Genomic DNA, 12624 nt, shown 5'->3' on the forward strand with positions numbered 1-12624 from the left:
CCTAAGAAGATGAGTCACCCGAGTCTAGCCCAGGCGCCAGCCATGCCAACAACCGTTCGACACATTGCTGCGCCGACAGTAGGCCAGTGTCCAGCACCAGTGACGCATGCGGCGGCGGTTCATAGGGCGAGCCAACCCCGGTAAACCCGGGCAACTCCCCGCGTCGCGCACGGGCGTAATGCCCTTTCGGGTCACGCCGTTCGCACACCGCCAACGAGGCGCTGCACCAGACTTCCCGATAGTCGCCACCCAGGCGCTCGGCGAATACCGCGCGCAGCTCCACCAACGGCGCGATAAGCGCGAGGATCACGATCTGGCCGTTGTCCACCAGCAATGCCGCGAGTTCGCTGGCGCGGCGGATGTTTTCCAGGCGGTCGCTGTCGGCGAACCCCAGGTCTCGGTTGAGGCCGCCGCGCAAGGCGTCGCCGTCAAGCACCACGCTCTGTCGGCCTTGCTCGAACAACGCCGCTTGCAGGCCCTGGGCGAGGGTGGACTTGCCCGACGCGGGCAAGCCGGTGAGCAGGATCGCCATGCCGCGATGCCCATTGCGGGCCTCGCGTTGACGGCGAGTGATGCTCGCCGTCGGCGCCACCAAATTACTGGGCGACGGCACGCGGCACCGGCGCTGCGATGTTGCCCGCGGCCCACGCCGATTCGCGGCCGGCCAGGGCGGTGGCGATGGTCTGCACGCGGTCGGAGTCCAGTTGTTCGGGCAGCGGGTCGAGACCGGCGCTGGCGAAGATCTGGCCGTAGGCGTTGCGCAGGTCGGCGTAGGCCAGGTCGCGGCGCAGGTCGGCTTGCAGGGTGTTGAGTTCGCCCTGGATCAGGTCGAGCTCGCCCAGGCCGGCAGCTTGGTGGCGGTTGCGCAGTTGGGTGAGGATCTGCCCGTCGATATTCGCCAGTTGCTCGTTGGTCTTGAACTGACGCACGGCGTCCTGGTAGTTGGCGTTGGCCACGTAGATCTGCGCCAGCACCGCAATGGACATCGCCTGGCGCCGGGCGGTGGCGACTTCTTCACCGGCCTTGGCCACGTCGATGGCGGCCGGGGCCGAGATCACGTTGAACAGGTTCCAGGTGACCTTGGCGCCGTAGTCGGCCCAGCGGTTGTCCACCAGGAACGAGTTGCTGTCGTAGTGCCCGCCGGCGCTGAATTCCAGGCCCGGCAGCAAGCGCAGCATGGCTTTGCGGGTTTCGGCGGCGCTGATGCGGGTCTGGTAGTCCTGCTCGCGCAGCTCAGGCCGGTTGGCCAGGGCTTCCTGCTCAAGGCTGGCGAGGTTGACCTTCAGTTGCGGCACGCTGTAGTCGTCCGGCGTGGCCAGCTTGAGGTCGGTGCCCATCGGCAGGTTGATCAAGGTCGACAGTTCGGTCTTGGCCAGGGACAACGCACGGCGCTGTTCCTGCAACTGGCGCGTGGCCTCGATCAGCGAACGCTGGTAGCCGAGGGCTTGCACCGGATCGCCGATGCGTTGCTCGCTCATGCTCTGGCTGTTGCTTTGGGCCTGATCGACACGCGCCATCAGGCTGTCGATCTGGCCCAGCAAACGTTCGGCCGCCACGGCGCGCCAGTAGGCCGAGCGCACGTCCTGCACGATAGTGTTGATCACCTTGCGGCGGCGTTCCTGGATGATCAGGCGTTGGTCGCCTTGCTGCTTGGCGCTGATGTAGCTGACGCCAAAGTCGAGCACGTTCCACACCATGGTCAGGTCCGCCACGCGACGGTCGCGGTCCTGGGAGGTGGACGGTTCCAGGGACTGGGTGCCGGTGCGTACACTCTGGCTGCTGGAGGCGTTGGTGTTGTTGCGCCCGGCATAACCGGCCGACAGCGCCATGCGCGGCAGCATGTCAAAGCTGGAGAGATCGGATTGACGCTTGGCCAGCGCCTCTTCCATCACCTTCAAACGACCTTCGAGGTTGTACTTCACCGCACGGGCCATGGCCTGGTGCAGGGTCAACGGGCCGCTCAGCGGTTCCTGATCCTTGTACATGCCTTGCAGGTCGCTGCGAGCGCGCTGCTCGCTGACACTGCGTTCAATCGGCTTGCTGGTGACCGCACAACCGCTGATCGCCAGGGCCAGCAAGCTGGCGCCGAACAACTTATGACTTTTATTCATCCGTGGACTGCCCCTGTTACCGCGCCTTGAATTAAGTGTGTTCAAGCCTGCATTTCGTTGATGCCGACCTGTTGCAGTGCTTGCGCCAGGTCAATCACCTGGCGTTGTTGTACGTCGTTGATCTGCTGCAATTGCTGACCGAGGGTCGGTGCACCCAACCCGGCGCCCAGGCCTTTGATCGATTTGCCGTCGAAAGCCTTGAAACCACCGTCGTCACCGTGGGTTTCGCGATTGAACAAGCCCGACAAGGTGCTGGAACCGAACACCCCGCCATCGCCGCCGCCAAACCCGAGGAACCCGGCGGCACTCGCCGCATTGCCGCCGTCGGTGCTGAACACCTGGGCGATATAGCTCGGCGCCAGGGCGTTGTTGCGGATAAAGATGTTGCCGATCGGCGGCAAGCCGCTACCCGACTCACGCTGCTCGAACAACGGCGGGAAGCCAATCGGCGAACCCAGGTTGCCGCTCGGCTGACCAAAGATGATCGGTTGCAGCGGCGCGTCCGGCGCGCCCGGTGGCGCCGTCGGGCCGGTGACGCGGAACAGCGGGTCGCCGGTCAACGCGATGGTGTTGATCGCGTAGTTGCCGGAGTTGCTGAAACCGCTGCCGGCGTTGCCCGCCGCATCCGTCACCAGGCTGGTGTCGAGGGTGATGAAGTTGCTCGGATCGTTAAGGTTGGCCGTCGGCGTCAGGGTGGCGGTCCAGGTCTTGCCGCCATCGCTGGTGGCGAGGTTGGACAAGGTGCCGTTGGCCACGCTCAGATCATCCAGGTCAAAACCACTGACTTTTTCACTGAAGGTGAACGTCACGGTGGTGCTCTGGCCGACGGTCAGGTTCGGGTTGGCGACGGAGATCGTCGCGGTCGGCCGGCTGGCGTCGAGCGCATAGTTGTTGGAAATCGCGATGCCCGCACCGGCGTTGCCCGCCGCGTCGGTCACCAGGCTGGCGTCCAGCACTACCAGGTTGGTCGGGTCGGTGATCGCGACGGTGGGCGTCAACGTGGCGGTCCAGGTCTTGCCACCATCGTTGGAGACAAGGTTGGACAAGGTGCCATTGGCCACGCTCAGGTCCGACAGATCAAAGCCGCTGACCGCTTCGCTGAAGGTCACGGTGACCGTGGTGGTTTGCCCGATGCCCAGCAGGGCGTCGGCCACGGTGATGGTCGCGGTCGGCCGTTGGGTATCGATGCTGTAGTTGTTGGAGACAGTGGTGCCGACGCCGCTGTTGCCCGAGGCATTCGCCACGCCGCTGTTGTCCAGCACGATGAGGTTGCTGGTGTCGGTGATATTGCTGGTCGGCGTGAATGTCGCCGTCCAGGTAATGCCGCCATCGTTGCTGCTCACCGCACTCAGGCTGCCGTTGGCGAGGATCAGGTCGGCATTGGTAAAGCCGCTGACGGCCTGGCTGAAGGTGATGGTCACCTGGGAGGTTTCGCCCGCCTTCAGTTGCGTGTCGGCCACCACGATGGTTGCCGTCGGCACCTCGGTGTTCACCGCATAGTTGGCGGAACTGGTGGTGCCGGTGCCGCTGTTTCCCGCGAGGTCAAAGACACCGGTGTTGTTCAGCACGATCAGGTTGGTGGTGTCGGTCACACTCAGCGTCGGCGTGAACGTCGCCGTCCAGGTGATGCCGCCGTCGCTGCTGCTGACGTTGCCCAGGGTGCCATTGGCCACGCTCAGGTCGCTGTTGTCGAAGCCGGTGACGGCCTCGCTGAAGGTGATGGTCACCAACGCGGTTTCGCCCGGACGCAGGTCGCTGTCGCTCATGACAATCGTGGCCGTCGGCCGCTGGCTGTCGACACTGTAGTTGTTGGAATCGGTGCTGCCGCTGCCGGCGTTGCCCGCCAGGTCGGCGACGCCGGTGTTGTCCAGGGTGATCAGGTTGCTGGTGTCGGTGATGCCGGCCGCCGGGGTGAACGTGGCGGTCCAGGTGATACCGCCGTCGCTGCTGCTCACCGCGCTCAAGGTGCCATTGGCGATGGTCAGGTCGGCATTGGTGAAACCGCTCACCGCCTCGCTGAAGGTGATGGTCACCAGCGAGGTTTGCCCGACGCTGAGGGCCGTATCCGCCACCACGATGGTCGAGGTAGGACGCGCGGTATCAATCGTGTAGTTGTTCGAATCGGTGGTGCCGCTGCCGGCATTGCCCGAGGCGTTGGTCACGCCGGAATTGTCCAGGGTGATCAGGTTGGTGGCATCGGTGATGCTCGTGGTCGGCGTGAAGGTCGCGGTCCAGGTGATGCCGCCGTCGCTGCTGCTCACGGAGGTCAGCGTACCGTTGGCGATGGTCAGGTCAGCATTGGTGAAACCGGTGACGGCTTCGCTGAAGGTGATAGTGACCAGCGAGGTTTCACCAATGTTCAACCCAGGGTTCGACACCACGATCGTCGCCGTTGGCAGCACGGTGTCGATGCTGAAGTTGGCCGAGCTGGTGGTGCCCGAACCCGCGTTGCCGGCGAGGTCAGCCACGCCCGCGTTGTTCAGGCTGATCAGGTTGGTGGTGTCGCGAATGCCCACGTCTGGCGTGAAGGTGGCCGTCCAGGTGATACCGCCGTCGCTGCTACTCACCGCGCTCAGGGTGCCATTGGGGATAGTCAGGTCGGCATTGGTGAAACCGCTGACCGCCTCGCTGAACGTAATGGTCACCCGCGAGGTTTCACCGGCGCTCAAGCTCGCGTCGGAGACCACGATAGTCGCCGTCGGGCGCTGGGTGTCGATAGCGTAGTTGCTCGAATCCGTCGTGCCGCTGCCAGCGTTGCCCGCCAAGTCGTTGACGCCGGTGTTGTCCAGGGTGATCACGTTGCTGGTATCGGTGATGCTGGCGCTTGGTGTGAAGGTTGCAGTCCAGGTGATACCGCCGTCGCTGCTGCTCACCGAGCTCAAAGTGCCGTTGGCAATGGTCAGGTCGGCGTTGGAAAAGCCAGTGACCGCTTCGCTGAAGGTGATCGTCACCAATGAGGTTTGACCGATGCTCAGCGTCGTTTCCGAGACCACGATGGTGGACGTAGGACGCGCGGTATCCATCGCGTAATTGTTCGAGTCAGTGGTGCCGCTGCCGGCGTTGCCGGAGGCGTTGGCGACGCCGGTATTGTCCAGGGTGATCACGTTGCTAGTGTCGGTGATGTTGCTGGTCGGCGTGAAGTTCGCGGTCCAGGTGATGCCGCCATCGACGCTGGTCACGGTGCTCAAGGTGCCGTTGGCGATGGTCAGGTCGGCGTTGGTAAAGCCGGTGACCGCTTCGCTGAAGGTGATGGTCACCAATGAGGTTGCACCCATATTCAGGGCCGGGTTCGCCACGATGATGGTCGCCGTGGGGCGCACGGTGTCGATGGTGAAGTTAGCCGAGTCGGTGGTGCCCATGCCGGCGTTGCCGGCCAGGTCGCTCACGCCAGCATTGTTCAGGCTGATCAGGTTGGTGGTGTCGTGGACACCCGCGGTCGGCGTGAAGGTGGCGGTCCAGGTGATGCCACCGTCCGCGCTGCTCACCGCCGTGAGGGTGCCGTTGGGCACGATCAGGTCGGCGTTGGTGAACCCGGTGACCGCTTCGCTGAAGGTGATGGTCACCAACGAGGTTTCACCGGCGCTCAGGGTCGGGTCGGCGATGACGATGGTCGCAGTCGGGCGCACGCTGTCGACTGCGTAGGCGTTCGAGCTGGTGGTGCCAGACCCGGAGTTGCCGGAGGTGTCGGCCACGCCGGTGTTGTCGAAGACCACATGATTGTTGCCCTGGTTGATGCCTGCCGCAGGTGTCAGCGTCGTGGTCCAGGTGATGTTGTCGCTGGTGGACAGACCCGACAGCGTGCCGTTGTCGACCGTCAGGTCAGCCAGGGTAAAGCCTGTGACCGCTTCGCTGAACGTGATCGTGACCACGGACGATCCGCCGATCCCCAGCGCGGGATTGCTGACCACCACCGTGGCGGTTGGGCGCTGGTTATCGATGCCGTAGTTGTTGGAGTCGGTCGTGCCGACGCCAGCGTTCCCCGACGCCGCTGCCTGTATACCCGTGTTGTCCAGGACGATGACGTTGGTGGCGTCGGTGATATTGCTGGTCGGCGTAAAGGTCGCCGTCCAGGTGATGCCGCCATCGCTGCTCGAAACCGCGCTCAAGGTGCCATTGGCGACGGTCAGGTCGGCGTTGGTAAAGCCCGTGACGGCTTCGCTGAAGGTGATGGTCACCAATGAGGTTGCACCAATATTCAAGGCCGGGTTCGCCACGACGATGGTCGCCGTGGGCACCACGGTGTCAACGCTGTAGTTTCCTGAGTGGCTGGCGCCCGAGCCCGCGTTACCGGCCAGGTCGGCGATGCCCGTGCCGACCAGGGTGATCAGGTTGGTGGCGCTTTTGACGCCCACGGTCGGGGTGAAGATGGCGGTCCAGGTGATACCGCCGTCGCTGCTGCTCACGGAAGTGAGCTGGCCATTGGCAACCGCCAGGTCGGCGTTGGTAAAGCCGCTGACGGCTTCGCTGAAGGTGATGGTCACCAACGAGGTTTCACCGGCGGTCAGGTTCGGGTCGGCAATCACGATGGTCGCGGTCGGGCGCTGGGTGTCGATGGCGTAGTTGTTGGAGTCGGTGGTGCCGCTGCCCGCGTTACCGGCCAGGTCGACGATGCCGGTGTTGTCGAGGGTGATCAGGTTGGTGGTGTCGGTAACGTTGATGGACGGCGTGAACGTCGCGGTCCAGGTGATGCCGCCGTCGCTGCTGCTCAGGCCGGTCACGGTGCCGTTGGCGACGGTCAGGTCGGCGGTGGTGAAACCGCTGACGGCTTCGCTGAACGTCACGGTGACCAGAGAGGTTTCACCGATGATCAACACGTTCTCGGCGACCACGACCGTTGCGGTTGGGCGCACCGTATCAATCGCGTAATTGTTCGAATCGGTGGTGCCGGAGCCGGCATTGCCAGACAGGTCGGCGATGCCGGTGTTATTCAGCGTAATCAGGTTGGTGGCGTCACTGGTGCTGGCGCTCGGGGTGAACGTCGCGGTCCAGGTAATGCCGCCGTCGCTGCTGCTTACCGCGCTCAACGTGCCATTGGCAATCGTCAGGTCGCCGTTGGTAAAGCCGGTGATGGCTTCGCTGAAGGTGATGGTGACCAACGAGGTTTCGCCAATTTTCAGGCTGTTGTCGGCCACGATGATCGTCGCGGTCGGGCGCTGGGTGTCGATGGTGTAGTTGTTGGAAGTCGTAGTGCCGCTACCGGCATTGCCCGCCAAGTCGCTGATGCCGCTGTTGCCCAGGGTGATCACGTTGGTGGTGTCGTTGATACTGCTGGTCGGCGTGAACGTCGCGGTCCAGGTGATGCCGCCGTCGCTGCTGCTCACCGCGCTCAGGGTGCCGTTGGCCACCGTCAAGTCGGCATTGGTGAAATCGCTCACCGCTTCGCTGAAGGTCACGATCACCAGTGAGGTTTGCCCCACGCTCAGCGTCGGGTTGGCAACCACGATGGTTGCGGTTGGCCGCACGGTGTCAATCGCGTAATTGTTCGAGTCGGTGGTGCCGGTGCCGGCGTTGCCCGCCACGTCGGCGATGCCGGTGTTGTCCAGGCTGATCAGGTTGGTGGTGTCGGAGATGCTCGCGCTCGGGGTGAACGTCGCGGTCCAGGTAATGCCACCGTCGCTGCTGCTGACGGCAGTGAGGTTGCCGTTGGCGAGGGTCACGTCGGCGTTGGTGAAGCCGGTGACCGCCTCGCTGAACGTAAAGGTGACCAACGAGGTGTCACCGATTTTCAACGCGCTGTCGGCGACCACAATGGTCGCGGTTGGCCGCACGGTGTCGATCGTGTAATTGGCCGAATTGGTGGTGCCCGCGCCTGCCACGCTGTCGTTGATCGCGGCCACCCCAGTGTTGTCGAGGGTGATCAGGTTGGTGGCATCGGTGATGCTGGTGGTCGGCGTGAACGTCGCCGTCCAGGTGATGCCGCCATCGCTGCTGGTCACACCGGTCATGGTGCCGTTGGCGATCGTCAAGTCGGCGTTGGTGAAACCGGTCACCGCACGGCTGAACGTAATGGTGACCAGCGAGGTATCGCCGATTTTCAGCGCCGTATCGGACATCACGATGGTCGCGGTCGGCCCCGGGGAATAAGCCGTGTTCAGCGTGCCGCCGTCATTGAAGATGTTGTCCACAGCCGCTACAGAGGCGCCCGTGGAACCGCCGCCCAACGCAGGGCCACCACTGCCGCTGCCACCGACGTTGCCGCTCATGGCCGCAAAGTTGGCAGCCGTCATCAACAGCGTGCCTTTGTTCCAGATCGCACCAACGCCTTTGCCGGCCGCGCCGCCCGAAGAGGCGGAGCCACCCAGGCCACCACCGCCACCACCGCCGCCGCCGGCAGCGATGTTGTTGGAGATCACCGACGTGCCAACAACGGTCAGCGTGCCGGTGGAAGCATTGTAGATACCGCCGCTGGCCGAGGCACCCGCCCGGCCAGGTTTGTCCCAACCGGAGCCGCCGCCACCGCCGCCAATGGAAATAGTGCCATTGTTCGCCGTACCACCGGCGCCGCCACTGCTGTAGTTGGCCGCGCCCACACCGCCCGCGCCGCCGGAGCTGCTGCCGCCCCTGCCGCCCATGTAGTTGGGGTTATAGCCACCGCCGTTGCCGCCGGTGTTGGTACTCCCGGAAGTACCGCTATACACGCCTGTACCAAAGCCGGAAGTACCACCGTGACCACCGGCTTGCCCGCCGAGCGCGCCGCCACCGCCACCGCCACCACCGACCGCGCCACCGACATAAGGCGAGGTCACCCCGCCACCGCCGCCGCCGCCCGAGGCTGCGTTGCTGGTCACCGTGACATTGTTCAAGGTCAGGTTACCGGCGTTGACAATCCCGCCGCCCATCGCCGCGGTCCCGTCGGTGCCCGCCGCAGCGCCGTTGCCGGCTGCCAGGCCCTTGGTGATGATCAGGCCATCCAGGGTCGCGGTGACCCCGGCGTTGACCTTCAGTACCTGGGTTTTGTACTGCCCGCTGAGGGTCACGTCCGCCACGCCATCATTGTTGCGATCGCCGTCGATGGTGAGGTTCTTGGTGATGATCAACTGGCTGTTGAGGTTGATCGTCATGTCAGCAGCGAAGGCCACGGAATCCCCCGACACCGCGTCGCTCAGGGCCTGACGCAAGCTGCCGACACCACTGTCGCCATCATTGGCCACCGTGATCGTCGACAGGCTGTACTGATACCCCGACATCCCACCGTAGGACAGCGCGGTGTGGCTCTCGATGGAGCCGGTGGCGATTTCCAGGGTCCAGTCGCTGCCTGCGCCGGTGCGGTTGGTGGACGCGGCAATATCGCGCCCGGTCAGCTGCGCCAGCGAGTCGACAAAGTTGATGCCCTTGTCGCCCGCTGCCGTGTTGCAGGCGTAGATCAGGATGTCGCCGCCGACGTTCATGTCCTGGCCGATCTGCGCCAGCACTTCGCTGCGGGCCGCGACGTTGTCTGCCGACAAATAGGTGTTGCCCAGCCACAGGTCCCCCGCGTTGCCGTGGGCGATGATCTGCACCGAGCTGACGCCTTGGTGGCTGCCCAGGTAATCGGCGATCTGTTGCAGGCCGTCCTTGCTCGCGTCCAGTTGCACCACCTGGGTGCCGGGGGCAACGCCTTTGAGCAACTCGGCAGAGTCCTTGACCCGCGCGTCGACGAACACCACGGTTTCACCCGGTACGGCGACCGGGGCCGGGGTCACGGGCGCATCGGTTTGCGCATGGGTTTCGCTACCGGTGCCGGCGTGCTCGGTGGTCGGCGCCTTGGCGGCCGCATCGGCGGCCGTGGCATGACTGTCGGCTTGCGCCACGTCGGCCACGGTGGCGGCGACCGCGCCGTCGAACAGCATGCGCGGTTCCAGGGACATGATCATCGGCGTCGCCTGAGTGTGGGCGCCTGTTGTCGTTTGCCGTGCCTTTCCTTTGCTCCACCACATGCTGCTCACCCGCTTGTCGAATGCTGATACCCGCAAATAAAAAAACCGCGATCAACTGATCGCGGCATCGGCTTTGGTGCGAATCACATTGGCGGCGCTCAAGCTGCCGTCACGCCAGAAATCCATATGGGCAAATTGCTCGAACAGATCCGGCGGCAACAGGCTGCGTCGCGCTTGCAGCGCCACCCGTGGCTTGACCTTATGCAGGCCGGTTACGCCCAGGTCCTGGTCGAAACTGGGAGCGTCGTAGCTGAGGTTGTTGAAGTCATGCTCGAACCACGGCTCGCCGATAAATTCATAGATCAGCCGCATGACCCGCTCGGGGGCCTGGGCCAGCAGGTCGTAGTCGACGATCAGCAGCGAATCAGCGTGCTCGCCGTAGTACGCCTCTTTGAGCGCCGACCACGCATACCCGACCATGCGGTTGCGCTGGGCCAGGGTTTCGACGCGGCTGTACACCGTATTGCGCTCGACATCATCGTTGAACAGCTTGGTGTTTTCGAAGGGATTGGCGCGGTACAGGCGCTCCAGGCTGTCCATGATCCACGCGACGTTGCGCACGCAAGCGATGACCTTGGCCTGGGGAAACAGGTCATGCAGCGCGGGCATGCGCGCGCACCATTGGCGATTGGTGTCGAACACCACGGGCGTGGCGGTTTTGTCGGCGTAGTAGGAGTCAAACAGGCCGCGCAACAGACGGCGGCGGGTGTCGGCATCGATCACCGAACCAAACTCGCTGCCGGCGCTGCACTGTCCCAGCACACCGTTGAACAGTGGGCCTACGGGGCTGCTCATGCCCGCATGAAAGCGCGGGTTCTGCAGCAGGATTGCAGAAAGCAGGGTCGAGCCGGAGCGCGGCAAGCCGGAGATAAAGTGATACAGCAATCCATTCACCACTTTGTCGGACAATTCCTTTTGTCGCCGGAGAATAGCTCAGGATTGTTACAATCACTAGTGGGTAAATGCCACTATTTGCAGCGGAATTAATACCGATTCGAAATTAACGACACTCCTGTGGCTGCAAAGGCTCCGCCCCCCGGCACAGCACAAATAGGCGGGCCCTAGCCCCGCCGCCATCTTGCTGCAAAATCTGGCGCCAACCGTCGGGGATCGGCGCGAAATCGTCGGGCATTTCATTGCTGCTGATCAGCCAGACGCGTCGGGTTTCGGAGGGTAAGGCCGACAAGCGGTCGAGGTAAATGCGGCCGCCGTCCTGATCCACCAACGTCCCGAAGCCATAGGCATTCGGCCGGGTCGGTGTGCCGTCGGGCTTGGGCGGGGTGTAGAGCTGCAACTGGGCGTCGGTCTGGTCGTAATACACGTAGCTCAGGTACCACATCATGTCGCTGAGAACGATGCGGTCGTCTTCCTGGTAATTGCGATTGACGAACTCCACCGGCACGTTGAATTGGTCATGCACATCCACCGTGGCGTTGTTCTTCAACCCCAGCAGTTCAACGCCGACAAACACCACGAACAACGCCGCTCCCAGCCACGACAGACGGCTGGGCAAACGATCGATGGCCAAGGCCATGAGCAGCGGCAAGCCAATGGCATACACCGTCAGGTAACGTTCGATAAACACCGGCGATACAAACGACACGCCGTACACCAGCAGCAGCGGCAGCAGCAAAAACAGCGCCAGCAGGCGCGCCGGCCGCAGGTTTTCACGGTCTTTCCAGGCGGTCACCGCAACCACCGCCATCAGCGATAGCGGGAACAACCAGAACAGCGGCGCCCAGAAGTCGAGGCCTTCATCCTGCAGTACGAACTGCCAGATCATCGAGGGCACGGAGATCAGCGTAACCGGGTCTTCCCAGCCAATGTCGCCGCCGACCTTGAGCTGTTCGACATGCTGGACCAATCCCAGCAGGCTCGGCAGCCAAGGCAGGTACAACGCGACAATCGCCGCATTTGCGCACCACCACGCCGGACGCGTGAGCAAGCGCTGGCCAGGCGCCTGGGAGCGATACAACAGGCCCAGCCAGGCCCAATGCACCAGCACGCACAACGCCGTGAAGTAATGGGTATAAAAACCGGCCGCCATCAGCAGCACATAAGCCACCAGGCAACGCGTGCGCTCCGGCCGGCGCACCCAGTACACCAGCGCCAGCGTGGCTCCCAGCAACCACACGGCCAGCAGCGAGTACATACGCACTTCCTGGCTGTAGCGCACGGCGCTGGGGAACAGCGCCAGCAGCACACCGGCCAGTACGGCAGCGCGACGCGTGGACAGTTGCCGCATCAGCCACACGCCCAGGCCCACGGCGAGCACGCCCGGGATTGCACTCATGCCGCGAATCGACCAGATACCGTCGCCAAACACCTCGATCCAGCCACGCAGGATGAAAAAGTACAGCGGCGGGTGCACATCGTGGGCGGCGTGAAACCACAGGTCGTCAACGGCGTATTCGCTGAGCAGCAGGCTGGAGCCTTCATCGCCCCAGATCGCCGCCGCGGTCAGGCCATAGAACCGCACGGCCATCGCCAGCGCGAGGATCGGCACCCACCATAACCGGCTCAGCCAACGGCTGCCTTCCCACGCGCCCACCACAGCAAATGGGCCCACTTTTTCCTCTTGCTCGACCACAGACCGT

Annotated in this window: 5 protein-coding genes; all 5 read right to left on the reverse strand. The window is 63.8% G+C overall.

Going from position 1 to position 12624, the window contains the following annotated elements; translation table 11 throughout:
- Position 1: 1 nt before the first annotated feature.
- The 5 genes from cysC to ACU688_RS24275 all read right to left on the reverse strand — a co-directional run bounded on the left by cysC (position 2) and on the right by ACU688_RS24275 (position 12617).
- The gene (cysC, locus tag ACU688_RS24255; protein ID WP_448186663.1) at positions 2 to 613 is read right to left on the reverse strand and encodes an adenylyl-sulfate kinase; all 612 of its coding nucleotides are present in this window, start codon (positions 611 to 613) and stop codon (positions 2 to 4) included.
- Positions 597 to 2111: a TolC family protein gene (locus ACU688_RS24260; RefSeq protein ID WP_448186664.1), complete on the reverse strand. Its 1515-nt coding sequence runs from the start codon at positions 2109 to 2111 to the stop codon at positions 597 to 599. The genes cysC and ACU688_RS24260 overlap by 17 nt, the downstream gene beginning before the upstream one ends.
- A gap of 41 nt (positions 2112 to 2152) precedes the next feature.
- A complete protein-coding gene (locus tag ACU688_RS24265) occupies positions 2153 to 9940 on the reverse strand; it encodes an Ig-like domain-containing protein (protein ID WP_448186693.1) in 7788 nt (2595 codons plus the stop codon).
- 138 nt (positions 9941 to 10078) lie between these two features.
- Complete coding sequence (locus ACU688_RS24270) at positions 10079 to 10936, reverse strand: sulfotransferase family protein (RefSeq protein ID WP_448186665.1); 858 nt, start codon at positions 10934 to 10936, stop codon at positions 10079 to 10081.
- A gap of 91 nt (positions 10937 to 11027) precedes the next feature.
- Positions 11028 to 12617, reverse strand: a complete 1590-nt coding sequence (locus ACU688_RS24275; protein ID WP_448186666.1) for a glycosyltransferase family 39 protein — start codon at positions 12615 to 12617, stop codon at positions 11028 to 11030.
- Between the last annotated feature and the right edge of the window lie 7 nt (positions 12618 to 12624).

It is taken from the genome of Pseudomonas acericola (SeqCode), from assembly GCF_053456465.1.

Bases quoted from the DNA above. Each gene is read 5' to 3' on its own strand.
- ACU688_RS24260 (WP_448186664.1), bottom strand. From the start codon at position 2,111: ATGAATAAAAGTCATAAGTTGTTCGGCGCCAGCTTGCTGGCCCTGGCG.
- ACU688_RS24265 (WP_448186693.1), bottom strand. From the start codon at position 9,940: ATGCTGTTCGACGGCGCGGTCGCCGCCACCGTGGCCGACGTGGCGCAA.